This window comes from Aeromonas simiae (assembly GCF_000820125.1).
Classification (GTDB): Bacteria; Pseudomonadota; Gammaproteobacteria; order Enterobacterales; family Aeromonadaceae; genus Aeromonas; species Aeromonas simiae.
Genome location: NZ_CDBY01000067.1, coordinates 1 through 13,922 on the forward strand (window position 1 = coordinate 1; position 13,922 = coordinate 13,922).

16 protein-coding genes and 1 riboswitch are annotated in these 13,922 nt (G+C 62.6%); of the genes, 14 read left to right on the forward strand and 2 right to left on the reverse strand.

Annotated features, from left to right (window positions below; genetic code table 11):
• From BN1134_RS14430 to BN1134_RS14455, 6 genes are all read left to right on the forward strand, one after another.
• The coding region (locus tag BN1134_RS14430) for a M48 family metalloprotease (RefSeq protein WP_042048077.1) at window positions 1-298 on the forward strand (298 nt) is incomplete at its 5' end.
• Entirely contained in the window at window positions 286-777 is a 492-nt protein-coding gene (locus tag BN1134_RS14435; protein ID WP_042048078.1) for a GNAT family N-acetyltransferase, read from the forward strand. The genes BN1134_RS14430 and BN1134_RS14435, both read left to right, overlap by 13 nt.
• A 100-nt stretch (window positions 778-877) precedes the next feature.
• Window positions 878-1,786 carry an ROK family protein gene (locus tag BN1134_RS14440; protein WP_042048079.1) on the forward strand — a complete coding sequence of 303 codons (909 nt, stop codon included), beginning with the start codon at window positions 878-880 and terminating at the stop codon, window positions 1,784-1,786.
• 22 nt (window positions 1,787-1,808) lie between these two features.
• Entirely contained in the window at window positions 1,809-2,528 is a 720-nt protein-coding gene (locus tag BN1134_RS14445; protein ID WP_042048081.1) for a copper homeostasis protein CutC, read from the forward strand.
• A 67-nt stretch (window positions 2,529-2,595) separates the two neighbouring features.
• Entirely contained in the window at window positions 2,596-3,207 is a 612-nt protein-coding gene (locus tag BN1134_RS14450; protein WP_042048082.1) for a BamJ family beta-barrel-assembly machinery protein, read from the forward strand.
• A 99-nt stretch (window positions 3,208-3,306) separates the two neighbouring features.
• Window positions 3,307-3,609 (forward strand): DUF2845 domain-containing protein, encoded by a 303-nt coding sequence (locus tag BN1134_RS14455; protein WP_042048084.1) that lies wholly within the window; start codon window positions 3,307-3,309, stop codon window positions 3,607-3,609.
• 8 nt (window positions 3,610-3,617) lie between these two features.
• Here BN1134_RS14455 and BN1134_RS14460 read toward each other — a convergent pair whose 3' ends face one another.
• On the reverse strand, window positions 3,618-3,833 hold the full coding sequence (locus BN1134_RS14460) for a DUF1107 family protein (protein ID WP_042048085.1): 216 nt from the start codon (window positions 3,831-3,833) through the stop codon (window positions 3,618-3,620).
• A gap of 559 nt (window positions 3,834-4,392) precedes the next feature.
• Here BN1134_RS14460 and BN1134_RS14465 point away from each other — a divergent pair.
• The 7 genes from BN1134_RS14465 to BN1134_RS14495 all read left to right on the forward strand — a co-directional run bounded on the left by BN1134_RS14465 (window position 4,393) and on the right by BN1134_RS14495 (window position 10,675).
• Window positions 4,393-5,409 (forward strand): amino acid ABC transporter substrate-binding protein, encoded by a 1,017-nt coding sequence (locus BN1134_RS14465; RefSeq protein WP_415857806.1) that lies wholly within the window; start codon window positions 4,393-4,395, stop codon window positions 5,407-5,409.
• A 56-nt stretch (window positions 5,410-5,465) separates the two neighbouring features.
• Window positions 5,466-6,650 (forward strand): amino acid ABC transporter permease, encoded by a 1,185-nt coding sequence (locus BN1134_RS14470; RefSeq protein ID WP_042048087.1) that lies wholly within the window; start codon window positions 5,466-5,468, stop codon window positions 6,648-6,650.
• Between the two features lie 9 nt (window positions 6,651-6,659).
• Window positions 6,660-7,754 (forward strand): amino acid ABC transporter permease, encoded by a 1,095-nt coding sequence (locus BN1134_RS14475; protein WP_042048088.1) that lies wholly within the window; start codon window positions 6,660-6,662, stop codon window positions 7,752-7,754.
• Window positions 7,755-7,766: 12 nt separating this feature from the next.
• Window positions 7,767-8,513 carry an amino acid ABC transporter ATP-binding protein gene (locus BN1134_RS14480; RefSeq protein ID WP_084214819.1) on the forward strand — a complete coding sequence of 249 codons (747 nt, stop codon included), beginning with the start codon at window positions 7,767-7,769 and terminating at the stop codon, window positions 8,511-8,513.
• An 11-nt stretch (window positions 8,514-8,524) separates the two neighbouring features.
• Complete coding sequence (gene yfcD, locus BN1134_RS14485; RefSeq protein WP_269746975.1) at window positions 8,525-9,070, forward strand: NUDIX hydrolase YfcD; 546 nt, start codon at window positions 8,525-8,527, stop codon at window positions 9,068-9,070.
• A gap of 73 nt (window positions 9,071-9,143) precedes the next feature.
• Window positions 9,144-9,617, forward strand: a complete 474-nt coding sequence (locus BN1134_RS14490) for a peroxiredoxin (protein WP_042048091.1) — start codon at window positions 9,144-9,146, stop codon at window positions 9,615-9,617.
• Window positions 9,618-9,709: 92 nt separating this feature from the next.
• Complete coding sequence (locus BN1134_RS14495; protein ID WP_042048092.1) at window positions 9,710-10,675, forward strand: calcium/sodium antiporter; 966 nt, start codon at window positions 9,710-9,712, stop codon at window positions 10,673-10,675.
• 55 nt (window positions 10,676-10,730) lie between these two features.
• Here the strand turns inward: BN1134_RS14495 and BN1134_RS14500 are convergent, their stop codons facing one another.
• Window positions 10,731-11,882, reverse strand: coding sequence for a type III PLP-dependent enzyme (locus BN1134_RS14500; RefSeq protein ID WP_042048093.1), 1,152 nt, complete (start codon window positions 11,880-11,882; stop codon window positions 10,731-10,733).
• Between the two features lie 436 nt (window positions 11,883-12,318).
• Window positions 12,319-12,422, forward strand: a riboswitch (glycine riboswitch).
• 105 nt (window positions 12,423-12,527) lie between these two features.
• On the opposite strand from BN1134_RS14500, the gene BN1134_RS14505 reads away from it, so the two are divergent.
• Window positions 12,528-13,901 carry an alanine/glycine:cation symporter family protein gene (locus BN1134_RS14505; protein ID WP_042048095.1) on the forward strand — a complete coding sequence of 458 codons (1,374 nt, stop codon included), beginning with the start codon at window positions 12,528-12,530 and terminating at the stop codon, window positions 13,899-13,901.
• The last annotated feature ends 21 nt before the right edge of the window (window positions 13,902-13,922 follow it).

Consider the following 13,922-nt stretch of genomic DNA (forward strand, 5'->3'; position numbering starts at 1 on the left):
GGCGCTGGGGCTCGGGGTGCAGGTCGGGGTGCTGCTCCCTTACGGCCGAGCCCAAGAGAGCGAGGCCGATCAGATGGGCCTCGAGCTGATGGCCCGCGCCGGCTTCAATCCGGCCCAGGCGGTGACCCTGTGGCAGCGGATGGGGGCGGCCAGCGGTGGCGAGAAACCCCCGGTGTTGCTCTCCACCCACCCAAGCGATGATCAGCGCATCGTCACCTTGCAAAAGTTGCAGCCGCAGGTCGAGCCGCTCTATCGCGCCGCCCAGGCGGCCGGGTTGCGTCCCCAGTGCAAGCTGTAACCCTGCGCATGGCGCGGCCACAGGATGCCGCCGCCATGGCGCAACTGCAACGGGCCAGCTGGCTGGGGGCCTATGCCAGCGTGCTTGGCAACGACCTGCTCGAGCAGATGAGCGAGGTCGAACACGAGCAGGTATGGCAGCGCCGGCTTGAGGAGGGGGCAAGGCCCATGCTGGTGTGCGTCGATGAGGCGCCGGTCGGGCTGCTCTACTGGCAGCAGGAGGGGACGCAGGCCTGGATCCGCGCCCTCTATCTGCATCCCTCCCATTGGCGGCAAGGGCTGGGCCAGCGGCTGTGGCATGCGGTCGCCTTGCAGATGCGCCGCGCCGGCTGCGACGCGGTACACCTGTGGCTGCTGGCGGGCAACCGCATCGGTGCCGGGTTTTACTTCCGGCAAGGTTTCCGGCCGACCGGAGAGCGGCGCACCCTGGTGTCGCTCGGCCATGATTGCGTGCAGCACAGGTTGGCGCGCTCCCTCTGAATCCGGGTTTTACGCCCGCCATCACTTTATTTTTTATGCAAATTAATAAAATGGTGCTGTGCAATAGGGAGCGCGGCTGAGCCGCAGGCAGGGAGAGGGCATGTATTACGGTTTTGATATTGGTGGCACCAAGGTGGCGTTTGCCGCCTACGACGGGGCACTGGCGCTGCGCCAGGAGCTGCAAGTTGCGACCCCGACGCAGGATTACGAGGCACTGCTGATCTTGCTGACCGAGCTGGTGCGTCAGGCTGACGTGCGCTTCGGGGCGCGTGGCTCCGTCGGGGTCGGGTTTCCGGGGATCCTCAATCCACAGGATGGCAGCATAGTGGCGGCCAACCTGCCCGCCATTCATGGCCGCCATCTGGAGCGCGATCTGTCCGAGCGTCTGGATCGGCCGGTGGCCGTCGACAACGATGCCAACTGTTTTCTCTGGTCGGAAGTGCAAGGGGGGGCGGCTGACGGTGCTCGCTCGGCGCTTGGCATGACCATAGGCACGGGGATTGGTGGCGGCATCTATCTCAACGGTCGCATCCATCAGGGGCGCAACTGGCTGGCTGGGGAGATCGGTCACTATCCGCTGCCGGGCACCCTGCTGCTCAAGTATCCCGAGTTGCCGCGCCTGCGCTGCGGCTGTGGCCGCCTGCTCTGCTTCGAGACGCTGGCCTCCGGCAACGGTCTTGAGCGCCTTTATCACCACTTCAGCGGCGAGCGCCTGCGCGGTCTGCAGGTGGTGGCGCGTTTTCATGGCAAGGAGCCTCATGCCGAGGCAGCCATCGACTGCTGGCTGGAGGTGTTGAGCGCAGGGCTGGCCTGTGCCCTCTCCACCCTGGACCCCGATGTGGTGGTGCTGGGGGGAGGGGTGAGCGCCCTGCCCGTGCTTTATGAACAACTGCCGCTGCGTCTGCCCGGTCACCTGCTCTCCGGCGTGGCGTTGCCGGCGATCCGCGAGGCCCGTTTCGGCGGGGCTGGCGGGGTACGCGGGGCGGCGCTGCTCAATGTTATCCACTAAGGCCAGCGGGCCGGAGAGGCAAATGACCAAGCTCGAAGTCTGTATCGATAATCTGGAGTCCCTGCACACAGCGCAAGCGGCAGGGGCCGATCGCATCGAACTGTGCAGTGCGCTTGCTCTGGGTGGGCTCACCCCCTCCTTCGGCCTGATGCAACAGGCGGCGCACCATGCCCGTATCCCGGTCTACGCCATGATCCGGCCGCGGGCCGGTGATTTTTGCTTCTCGGATGCCGAGTTGGCGCTGATGGCGCTGGATATCGCTGCCGCCCGCCAGGCCGGCCTGCAAGGGGTGGTGGTGGGGCTGCTCGATAAAACCGGTCGGGTGCCCGGCGATGCCCTTGAACGCCTAGTGCAAGCGGCAGGGCCGCTGGGCGTGACTTTTCACCGCGCCATCGATCTCTCGTGCGACTGGCGGGCCGATCTCGAGGTGATTGTCTCTGCCGGCTGCGAGCGGATATTGAGCTCGGGCCAGGCCGCCAGTGCCGAGGCCGGATTGCAGACCCTTGGCGAGATGCAGCGCCAGTTGGCAGGACGTGCCAGCCTGATGCCGGGGGCGGGGGTGAATGCCGGCAACGTGCGAAACATTCTGGCCGCCTGCGCGGTGACCGAGGTGCACATGTCCGGCATGGTGTGGCGCGGCAGTGCGCTGCAAAGTGGCGTCGCCATGGGCAGCAACGACGACGGCCGCATCAATGTGGTCGACGCAGACAAGATTAGCGCCGTGCGCCGGCTGCTCGGCTGACACGACAGCGGCCGCCGGCTTTGTTATCATCGCCCCCTCATTAACCCGCGAGACAAGCGAGAGACACATGTCCCAATACTCCACCATCGAACAGAAGGCCAGCTACGGCATCGGCCGTAACATGGGCGATCAACTGGCCCAGCAAGCTTTCAGCGGCCTGGATATTCCGGCCCTGCAACAGGGTCTTGCCGATGCCCTCAACGGCCTCGAGTTTGCCGTGAGCCGTGACGACATCAATGACGCCTTCGGCGTCATCACCGAGCGCATGCAAGCCGAGCAGGAAGCCGTTGCCAAGGCCGCAGCCGCCGATGGCGAAGCCTTCCTAGCGGACAACGCCAAGCGCGATGGGGTGCAGATGACTGACTCCGGTCTGCAGTACGAAGTGCTGGTGGAAGGCAATGGCGAGAAGCCGGTGGCCGGTCAGTCCGTGCGCGTACACTACCACGGCACCTTCACCGACGGCCGTGTGTTCGACAGCTCCGTCAGCCGTGGCCAGCCGGCCGAGTTCCCGGTGACCGGCGTCATTAAGGGTTGGGTTGAGGCGCTACAACTGATGCCGGTTGGCTCCAAGTGGAAGCTCTACATCCCGCAGGATCTGGCCTACGGTGCCCGCGGTGCCGGCTCCATCCCGCCGTACTCGGCGCTGGTGTTTGAAGTCGAGCTGCTGGATATCCTGTAATTCGACGTCGAGCAGAGGAGGGCGGCCCATGGGCCGCCCTCTTTTTTATGGCCGCTGGCGTATAGTCAAGGGCGGGCAGCCCGAAGCGGAGGAGGGAAGATGAGCAAATGGATGGTCATGGTGTTGGCGCTGATAGGAGGGGCCGCACAGGCTGATACGGTGCGTTGCAAGGATGCGCTCATCACGGAGGGGGACAGCACGGCGCTGCTGGTGGTCAAGTGTGGGCCGCCGCTGCTGAAGGAGGATCTGACCCGTTTTGAGGAGAACGGCTTTGGGGCGCGGATCACGGTGAAGTACGGTGAGCGCTGGACCTACAACTTCGGTAAGCAGCGCTTCATGCAGATGGTGACCGTGGTCAATGGCACGGTCACCGAGATAGAGAATGGCCCGGTAGGGGAGTGATCCCCGCGTCAGCAATAAGAAGGCAGCTCGGGGCGCAAGGAGCGCAGCAGCGTGTTGACCTTGCCTGCCAAGGCACGTTTCTGGGGTTGCGGCAGCCGATCGACCCTGATCATGCCCGCTTCGAATTCAAACTCGCCCACCGCTTCCACGGCAAAGGCTCCCTTGTGGAAACTTTTCACATAACGGGCGATTTGAATCGGAGAGAAGCGTTTAAAAACTTTCATCTGATTTTCTCTGTGTTATATGGTGATTCACACTATACATTCCAAGGATGACAGCAAGATGAACAGGTTTGCACATAATGTGCATTTCTACTGCTGAATCTGAACCCCACCTTTTCTCTGCATAAAGATTCCCTTATTCCCCCTCATTACTCCCGGTGACCGGGCCATGCCACGCCCTGTGGCGCGGCACCGATCGCGTTGGCGCGGCTAAGTTGCAAAATTGCTGCGATGGATTCTGGCGATAGCTGCACTCTGTTATCAATATGTAAATTGAGGGGCGTGCCATGGGCACCGTTTCGGTGCGTGGCGATCCCGGAGTGAAAAAAAATCATGGGGGTCAGGTCGGCAGGAGGGAGCAGAGCATGGGGTGAGCGCCGGGGGCGCACGATGATTGTCACCATCCCTGTCCACTCTGTGGTTTTTTGTGCTGTTGCACCATGTTTGGGCTTGTTTGCACCGATTGACAGGTTTTTTGTCCGCTGGATATGGTGCAAATCGTTGGTGGAAGAGCGTCTTCCAGTATTTTCATCTAACGGGTGAGGTGTAAAACATGACAAGGATGTGGAATACAGGGATCGCCGTATTGCTGGCATTGACCAGCGTCGGCAAGGTATGGGCCGCTGAAAGCACCCTCGATGCCGTCAAGAAGAAGGGGTTCGTGCAGTGCGGGGTCAGCGATGGCCTGCCCGGCTTCTCCAACCCCGATGCCAAGGGGGTGTGGCAAGGGATGGACGTGGACGTGTGCCGCGCCGTTGCCGCCGCCGTGCTGGGGGATGCCGGCAAGGTGAAATATGTCTCCCTCACTGCCAAGGAGCGCTTCACTGCCCTCCAGTCCGGTGAGGTGGATATCCTTTCACGCAACACCACCTGGACCCTGACCCGTGACGCCTCCCTCGGGCTGACCTTCGTCGGCACCGCCTACTACGATGGCCAGGGTTTCCTGGTCAACAAGTCGCTCGGGGTGAAGAGTGCCAAGGATCTCGATGGGGCGGCCATCTGCATCCAGTCCGGCACCACCACCGAGCTCAACGTCGCCGACTACTTCCGGGCCAATGGCGGCATGAAGTACACCCCCGTGGTGTTCGACACCTCGGATCAGACCGTCAAGGGGTTCGAGTCGGGGCGCTGCGATGTGCTCACCTCGGATCAGTCCCAGCTCTACGCCCTCAAGGTCAAGCTCTCCAAACCCGAGGAGGCCATGGTGCTGCCGGAAGTGATCTCGAAAGAGCCGCTCGGGCCGGCCGTACGCCAGGGGGACGATCAGTGGTTCAAGATAGTGCGCTGGACCCTGTTCGCCATGCTCAACGCCGAGGAGGCGGGGCTGACCTCGACCAATGTGGATGGCATGCTCAAGTCAGACAACCCGGACGTGCGCCGTCTGCTGGGGCTGGAAGAGCCCAAGGGGAGCGTGCTGGGGCTCGATGACAAGTGGGCTTACCACATCATCAAGCAGGTCGGCAGCTATGGCGAGGTGTTCGATCGCAACGTCGGCAGCGGCTCGCCCCTGAAGATCGATCGCGGCATCAACGCGCTGTGGAACAAGGGCGGCTTCATGTACGCCCCTCCCATCCGCTGATCTCCCATGGCCGGGGTTGCCCCGGCCATCTCCTCACCGTAATCGGAGTGGGTTCCATGATGTTAAGAACCACATCCTCGCAAGGGCCGGCCCACTGGTGGAATGATGCCCGCTGGCGTGCCCTGCTGTTTCAACTGATCGCCATCGCCGCTGTGGTCGGTGTGCTCGTCTACATAGTGCACAACGCCCTGAGCAACCTGGAGGCGCGCGGCATCACCACCGGGTTTGCCTTTTTGCACAACACAGCAGGCTTTGGCATTTTGCAGAGCCTCATCCCCTACAGCGAGACCGATAGCTTCGGTCGCACCTTCGTGGTCGGGCTGCTCAATACTCTGCTGGTTTCGCTGCTCGGTATTGTGTTGGCGACCCTGCTCGGCTTTGCCATCGGCGTGATGCGCCTGTCCAACCATTGGTTGCTGTCGCGCCTTGCCGCCCTCTATATCGAGACGTTTCGCAACATTCCGCTGCTGCTGCAGATCTTCTTCTGGTACTTCTCGGTGCTGCGAGCCCTGCCATCGCCGCGCGAGAGCCTCTCTATCGGCGACGGGGTGTTTCTCAACGTGCGCGGCCTCTACCTGCCCAGCCCTGAGTGGGAGGCCGGCGCCGGCTGGATTGCGCTGGCCCTGCTGCTGGCGCTGGCGTTGTGCTGGGGGCTGAGCCGTTATGCCCGCCGCCGTCAGGCGCTCACCGGCAGAGCGTTCCCGCTGTGGCGCTCTTATTTGGCGCTGCTGGTGTTGCTGCCGGGGATCGCGGCCCTCGCCACCGGTCTGCCGATGCACTGGAGCCTGCCTGAGCTGCGCGGCTTCAACTTCCACGGTGGGGTAACCGTGCTGCCCGAGCTGGCCGCACTGCTCACCGCGCTGACCATCTACACCGCCGCCTTCATCGCCGAGACGGTGCGTTCGGGGATCCTCGCCATTGGGCACGGGCAGAGCGAGGCGGCCCATGCGCTGGGCCTCTCTAACTTGCAGACCTTGCGTCTGGTGATCATCCCGCAGGCGATGCGGGTCATAGTCCCGCCGCTGACCAGCCAATACCTGAACCTGACCAAGAACTCGTCGCTGGCCACCGCCATCGGTTACCCGGATCTGGTCTCGGTCTTCATGGGCACCACCCTCAACCAGACCGGTCAGGCGATCGAAGTGATCGCCATGACCATGGCGGTCTATCTCACCATCAGTATTGGTACCTCGATCCTGATGAACCTGTACAACCGCAAGATAGCGCTGGTCGAGCGTTAAGGAGTCACCATGGCAATCTATGAGCTGCAACCGACCCTGCCGCCGCCCAGCCAGCGCAGCGGTGTCCTTGGCTGGCTGCGCCACCGGTTGTTCCCTAACTGGTGGAGCGGTCTGCTCACCCTGGCGCTGCTCTATCTGTTGTTGCCGCCCCTGTGGCATTTCTTGCAGTGGGCCCTGCTCTCGGCCACCTGGCAAGGAGAGAGCCGGGCGGCGTGCAGCAGCGAGGGGGCCTGCTGGGCTTTTATCGGCCATCGCCTGAACCAGTTTATCTATGGCTTCTACCCGCCCGAGCTCTACTGGCGGATCAATCTGGTGTTTGCCCTGCTGGCCTTGCTGATTGCCGGGCTGCTCCTGCCGCGCCTGCCCGGCAAGGGGCGGCTTGGCCTCTTTGCCCTGCTCGGCTTCCCGCCGCTGGCATGGTGGCTCATTCACGGCGGCGCCGGGCTTGAGGTGGTGTCGACCAACCTCTGGGGCGGCCTGATGCTGACTCTGGTGCTGGCCCTCACCGGCATGGTATTCGCCCTGCCGCTGGGTGTGCTACTGGCCTTGGGGCGCCGCTCCAAGATGCCGGTCATCGCCGCGTTCTCCGTGGTCTATATCGAGTTTTGGCGGGCGGTGCCGCTCATTACTGTGCTGTTCATGGCTTCGGTCATGCTGCCCCTTTTCGTCACCACAGGCGTTGAGATCGACAAGCTGCTACGGGCCATGATCGGCATCATCTTGTTCCAGTCGGCCTACATGGCCGAGGTGGTGCGCGGTGGTTTGCAGGCGGTGCCCAAGGGGCAATATGAGGCTGGGGCGGCACTGGGGTTCAACTACTGGAGATCGATGGGGCTGATCGTGCTGCCGCAGGCGCTGAAAATCGCCATCCCCTCGATCGTCAACACCTTCATTTCCCTGTTTAAAGACACCAGCCTGGTGCTCATCATTGGTCTGTTCGATCTGCTGGCCATCTCCAAGGTGGCGCTGGCCGATCCGGCCTGGCTTGGGTTCTCTACCGAGGCCTATTTGTTCGTCGGCCTGGTGTTTTGGATATTTTGTTTCGGCATGTCGCGCTACTCCATCCATCTGGAAGGCAAGCTGCACACAGGCCACAAGCGTTAGGAGAGAAGTGACATGGATGCCCATCAGGTAGTGGTAGAGCTTAAGGATGTGAACAAGTGGTACGGCGAGTTCCATGTGCTGCGCAACATCAATCTGCAAGTCAGCCGGGGGGAGAAGATCGTCATCTGCGGCCCTTCGGGCTCGGGTAAGTCGACCATGATCCGCTGCATCAACCGGCTCGAAGAGCACCAGCGCGGCGACATCATCGTCAAGGGCACGCCGCTCACCTCGGATCTCAAGCAGATCGAGCAGGTGCGGCGCAGCGTCGGCATGGTGTTTCAGCACTTCAATCTGTTTCCCCACCTCACCGTGCTGGAGAACTGCTGCCTGGCGCCTATCTGGGTGCAGCAGCGGCCGCGCAAGGAGGCCGAGGCGCTGGCGATGAAGTTTCTCGAGCGGGTGCGCATTCCAGAGCAGGCCCTCAAATACCCGGGGCAGCTCTCCGGCGGGCAGCAGCAGCGGGTGGCGATTGCCCGCAGCCTCTGCATGAACCCGGAGGTGATGCTGTTTGACGAGCCGACCTCGGCGCTCGATCCCGAGATGGTGCGCGAGGTGCTCGATGTGATGGTCGAGCTGGCCCAGGAGGGGATGACCATGCTCTGTGTCACCCATGAAATGGGCTTTGCCAAGGAGGTGGCGGATCGGGTCATCTTCATGGATCGGGGCCAGATCGTGGAGGAGAACGAGCCCGGCGCCTTTTTCGGCAACCCCCAGTCGGAGCGTACCCGCACCTTTCTCTCTCAGATCCTGGCCCACTGAGGGGGTGGCGTTTGCCCTCGAGCCTCTTATACTGTCGCCCTTGCCAGAGCAAAGGAGCAGGCATGGAACTGGTCGATGTGGTAGACGAGAAGAACCAGGCGGTGCGCATCGCGCCCCGTGATGAAGTGCGCAGAGACAACCTGGCCCACCGGGCCACCTACATTCTGGTGCGGCGCGGTGATGGCCGTGTGGTGGTGCAGCGGCGAACCCTCAGCAAGGATTTCTGCCCCGGCATGCTCGATGCCTGCTGTGGCGGTGTGGTGAGCGCCGGTGAGCAGTACGACGAGAGCGCGCTGCGTGAGCTGGGTGAAGAGCTCGGCATTGTCGGCGTGCCGCTCGAGGGGTTTGGTACCTTCCACGCCAAGGGGGAGAACTACCATGTCTGGGGCGGCCTCTACCTGTGCACCTATGACGGCGCACTGATCCTGCAGGAGGAGGAGGTGGCTGCCGTGCTCGAGCTGACCTTAGATGAGATCGCCGGGCGCGCCGCCGAGTTCACTCCCGATTCTCTCATCGCCATCGAGGCGCTGCGCCAGCGCGGCGCTTTTTCTCGATAACCCCTCGCTTGGCCGGTGTTATCACACTGTCAGTGCCGCTATTCTAGCGGCCTTACCCGCAAAGGAGCCTGCCATGATCAGCGAAGGAAGCACACTGCCCGACCACGAATTTACCTTCATCACCCCGGAGGGGAAGGTGACGCGCAGCAGCCGCGAGCTGTTCGGCGGCAAGCGCATCGTGCTGTTTGCCGTGCCGGGCGCCTTTACCCCCACCTGCTCCAATGCCCATCTGCCCGGCTATGTGGTCAAGGCCGACGAGTTCGCCGCCTGCGGGGTGGACGGACTGTGCTGCCTGTCGGTCAATGATGCCTTCGTGATGCGCGCCTGGCAGCGGGAGCAGAACGCCGAGGCGATCACCATGTTGGCAGATGGGGATGGCAGTTTCGTGACCAAGCTGGGGCTTGGCAAGGAGACCGGGGCATTTGGCGGTCTGCGTGCCCAGCGCTTTGCCCTGATCGCCGACGATGGGGTGGTGACCCGGTTACGAGTCGAGGCGCCGGGTCAGTTCGAGGTCTCTGACGCCGAGAGTCTGCTCGCCCTACTGTAAATTCATCGTCGACGGTTTACACTGGCGAACGTTTCGGGCCTGCCTGCGTGCAGGCCCGCCTGTTTGTATCCGTTTTGTGAGAGGATCTGCCCATGACGCTTCCCCTGCTGGCCATCCTGGCCGGACTGGCGCTGTTGGTCTGGAGTGCTGACAAGTTTGTCGATGGCGCGGCTGCTACCGCCCGCTACGCGGGGATGCCACCGCTGCTCATCGGCATGGTGATCATCGGTTTTGGCACCTCGGCCCCCGAGATGGTGGTGTCGGCGCTGGCCGCTTCCCAGGGCAATCCGGGATTGGCGCTCGGCAATGCCTATGGCTCCAACATCACCAACATCGCGCTGATCCTCGGCCTCACCGCCCTGCTCAGCCCCATTGCCGTCGCCTCTCAGGTGGTGCGCAAAGAGATCCCCGTGCTGCTGGGCATCACCCTGCTCTCCGGCGCCCTGCTCATCGACGGCAACTTAGGTCGCGAAGATGCGCTGATCCTGCTGGTGGTCTTCTTCATCCTGATGGGCTGGTCGATCTGGCAGGGGATGCGCGGTCGGGGGGATGCCCTCGATACCGAGATGCAAGATGACCTCGACGCGGAGGGGATGAGCCTGAAATCGGCCCTGATCTGGCTGGTGCTGGGTTTGGTGCTGCTGGTGGGGGCCTCGCGTCTGCTGGTGTGGGGCGCGGTCGAGGTGGCACACGGGCTCGGCATCAGCGATCTGGTCATCGGTCTGACCATAGTGGCCATCGGTACCTCGCTGCCGGAGCTCGCCTCTTCGCTGATGGCCATCCGGAAGAAGGAACACGATCTGGCCCTTGGCAACGTGCTGGGCTCTAACGTCTTCAATACCCTGGCGGTGGTCGGCATCGCCGCCGGCATCCACCCGCTCGACGTCGAGCCGCTGGTGCTCTCGCGCGACTGGAGCGTGATGATGGCCCTGACGCTGGTGCTGCTGATCATGTGTGTCGCCCGCAAAGGGCAGGGGCGCATCAATCGCCTCGAGGGGGGACTGCTGTTGGTCTCGTTCTTTGCCTATACCGGCTGGTTGCTGGCGAGCCAGTTTTGAGATCACAGGTAGCGAAAAGGGGAGCCGAGGCTCCCCTTTTTCATGAAGTGGCGTCTTAGGCCACTGCGGTCAGCTTCTTACCCTGCTGGCTTGAGTCAATCACCAGGATGTCGGCCTTGGGGAAGAAGTTGAAGGTCGAGGCGGAGGCCCAGGTGTAGGCGCCCATGACGCGGCCCACCACCAGATCGCCTATCTCCAGCTCCGGCAGAACGATGTCATCACGGATGACGTCCACGCTGTCGCAGGTCGGGCCGGCCAGCACGCTGCGGTGCGGCTCGCCGTCGGCATAGGGCACGCTCACCGGGTAGGTGACATGGTCATACAGTTGGCCGTTGTAGCTGCCATAGAGACCGTCATCCAGGTAGTACCACAGCTTGTCGCCCCGATGGGCCTTGCCCATGACGCTGGCCACCGAGGTCATGGCCGGCGCCGAGATGAAACGGCCCGGCTCGGCGATGCGCTGCACCGTGGCGGGCAGCTTGGCCAGCGCCTCACGGATCGGGGCGCAGAAGGCGTCGATGTCGAGATCGCCCCCCTCGTAGTCGACCGGGAAGCCGCCACCGATATCCAGTACCCAGGGTTTGAGACCCAGCTCCCACGCCTGCTCGAGGATCTCGCGGCAGGCATCAATAGCCTGCACGTGGCGCTTGGCGTTGGGCACCTGAGAGCCGACGTGGAACGACAGCCCCATCACCTTGAGCCCCTTGGCCTGGGCCAGTTGCATCAAGGGCAGGGCCTGCTCCGGGGTGCAACCGAACTTCTTGGAGAGATCGACCTTGGTTTCGGGATTGGGGAAGCTCACCCGCAGCAGCAGCTTCACTTCGTCCTTGTAGGGCAGGAACTTGTCGAGCTCCCACGGGTTGTCATACACGAACACGGTGCAGCCGTACTCCAGGGCATGGCGGATATCGCCGTCACGCTTGATGGGGTGGGTATGGATGCAGCGACCGGGGCGGACACCCTGGCTTTTGACCAGATCCACTTCGCCATTGGTGGCCAGATCGAAACAGGCTCCCTCTTCCTTGAGCACCTCAACCAGTGCCGGGTGGGGCAGGGGCTTGAGGGCATAGTGCAGACGCACATCGGGGAGGGCGGCGGCCAGAGCCCGGTATTGCTTGCGGACGGCGGCCTTGTCGAGGAGTAGCAGGGGAGAGCCGTGTTGTTCAACCAGTTGGCGGTAATCCAGAGCCAGAGAGGTCTCGTTCATTGTCGTGTGATCATCCTTAGGGGGCGTGGGCCCAGTCCTGTGACAGTGAACCGGCGGCGGCCGGCTCAGGCGAAGGGTCAAGAGTGACCCGAACTAAGGCATTCCATGGGGTGCTTAGTTATGCGCGTGATTATCGGCAGATTGCGCATTTGTGCAACCATGGTGACTGGATATGTTGGCAAGTATTTCTGTTCGAGACGAAAGGGGAATCTGCTGTTGTCATTAAGGGGCCGGAACGACGCCGGCTGATTGTGCTGCGGAATGCCAGAGGGGGAGAAAAAATCGAGCCGGTGCGGGACAGATCACACTTTTTTTATTACCATAGCCCGGCCTAATCCAAATTTAGTTCGGATGAAGGTGGCAGGAGAGCGATGGGAAACCATCCACCGAAGAAGTGAATCTTTCAGGTACCGGGCAACCGGTGTGGACTGCCACTGGACGATACTCTGGAGAGACCCGTTGAATCGGGCGCCGAAGGAGCAAGGCTACCGACCCGTGCGGTAGCCGGAAACTCTCAGGCAAAAGGACAGAGGGGATGGGATGGTTGTACCCGGGCTTATGCCCTTCGCATCGCCTCTGCGATCGTATTGCTATTGGGAAGATCATCCTTCTCCTCCTTAACTAGCTGTATTTTAAGGAGGATGCGTGTCATCAATTCAATCGGCCCTGCAGGCCGTCGACAACTTCATCTGGGGCCCGCCCCTGCTCATGCTGCTGGTCGGTACCGGCATCTACCTCACTTTCCGCCTCGGGCTGTTGCAGATCGTGCGCCTGCCGCTGGCATTGCGTCTGGTGTTTGGCCGCGATCAGGGTCACGGCAAAGAGGGTGATGTCTCGAGCTTCGGTGCCTTGTGCACGGCGCTGTCGGCCACCATCGGCACCGGCAACATTGTCGGGGTCGCCACCGCCATCAAGCTCGGTGGCCCTGGCGCCCTGTTCTGGATGTGGATGGCCGCCCTGTTCGGCATGGCCACTAAATACGCCGAGTGCCTGCTGGCGGTCAAATACCGGGTCACCGATGCCAACGGTCAGATGGCCGGCGGCCCCATGTACTACCTCGAGCGTGGACTGGGCTCCAAGCCGCTGGCCAAGCTGTTTGCCCTGTTTGGTATCGGGGTGGCCTTCTTCGGGATCGGGACTTTTCCCCAGGTCAACGCCATCAGCGACGCCATGAGCCTCTCCTTCTCGGTGCCGCGTGAAGCGACGGCCGTGGTGCTGACCCTGCTGGTGGCCATGGTTACCCTAGGGGGGATCCACTCCATCTCCAGCGTGTCGAGCAAGATAGTGCCCTTCATGGCGCTCTTCTACATCCTCTCCTGCCTTGGGGTATTGATCGCCAACGCCGCGGCACTGCCGCAGGCGGCCGCCCTGGTGGTCACCTCCGCCTTCACCGGCCAGGCGGCGACCGGCGGGTTTGTCGGCGCCGGCATCATGCTGGCGATCCAGTCCGGGGTGGCGCGCGGTGTGTTTTCGAACGAATCAGGTTTGGGGTCGGCTCCCATCGCGGCGGCGGCGGCCAAGACCGATTCGTGCGTCGAGCAGGGACTGGTCTCCATGACTGGCACCTTCTTCGATACCATCATCATCTGTACCATGACCGGCCTCACCCTGGTGGTGACCGGGGTGTGGAGCGGCGATCTGAGCGGCGCGGCCATGACCAGTGCCGCCTTTGCCCAGGGGCTCAATCCCCACGTCGGCCAGTATCTGGTGAGCATCGGGCTGCTCTTTTTTGCCTTCACCACCATCCTCGGCTGGAACTACTACGGTGAGCGCTGCGCCGAGTACCTGTTCGGGGTCAAGGCCATCAAGCCCTATCGTCTCATCTTCCTGGTGCTGGTGGCGTGTGGCGCCTTCCTGCACCTGGACATGATTTGGCTGCTGGCCGACATCGTCAACGGCCTGATGGCGATCCCCAATCTCATCGGCCTCATCGGTTTGCGCCATGTGGTGCTGGCCGAAACCCGTGCCTTCTTTGCTGGTGTATCGCAGGAGCAGGAGACGCAGACACAGGCTGCGTGATAGCAGGAATAGGTAACGTCG

Bases quoted from the DNA above. Each gene is read 5' to 3' on its own strand.
- BN1134_RS14470 (WP_042048087.1), top strand. From the start codon at position 5,466: ATGATGTTAAGAACCACATCCTCGCAAGGGCCGGCCCACTGGTGGAAT.
- BN1134_RS14475 (WP_042048088.1), top strand. From the start codon at position 6,660: ATGGCAATCTATGAGCTGCAACCGACCCTGCCGCCGCCCAGCCAGCGC.
- BN1134_RS14460 (WP_042048085.1), bottom strand. From the start codon at position 3,833: ATGAAAGTTTTTAAACGCTTCTCTCCGATTCAAATCGCCCGTTATGTG.
- BN1134_RS14465 (WP_415857806.1), top strand. From the start codon at position 4,393: ATGTGGAATACAGGGATCGCCGTATTGCTGGCATTGACCAGCGTCGGC.
- BN1134_RS14440 (WP_042048079.1), top strand. From the start codon at position 878: ATGTATTACGGTTTTGATATTGGTGGCACCAAGGTGGCGTTTGCCGCC.
- BN1134_RS14450 (WP_042048082.1), top strand. From the start codon at position 2,596: ATGTCCCAATACTCCACCATCGAACAGAAGGCCAGCTACGGCATCGGC.
- BN1134_RS14480 (WP_084214819.1), top strand. From the start codon at position 7,767: ATGGATGCCCATCAGGTAGTGGTAGAGCTTAAGGATGTGAACAAGTGG.
- BN1134_RS14455 (WP_042048084.1), top strand. From the start codon at position 3,307: ATGAGCAAATGGATGGTCATGGTGTTGGCGCTGATAGGAGGGGCCGCA.
- BN1134_RS14445 (WP_042048081.1), top strand. From the start codon at position 1,809: ATGACCAAGCTCGAAGTCTGTATCGATAATCTGGAGTCCCTGCACACA.
- BN1134_RS14495 (WP_042048092.1), top strand. From the start codon at position 9,710: ATGACGCTTCCCCTGCTGGCCATCCTGGCCGGACTGGCGCTGTTGGTC.
- BN1134_RS14500 (WP_042048093.1), bottom strand. From the start codon at position 11,882: ATGAACGAGACCTCTCTGGCTCTGGATTACCGCCAACTGGTTGAACAA.
- BN1134_RS14490 (WP_042048091.1), top strand. From the start codon at position 9,144: ATGATCAGCGAAGGAAGCACACTGCCCGACCACGAATTTACCTTCATC.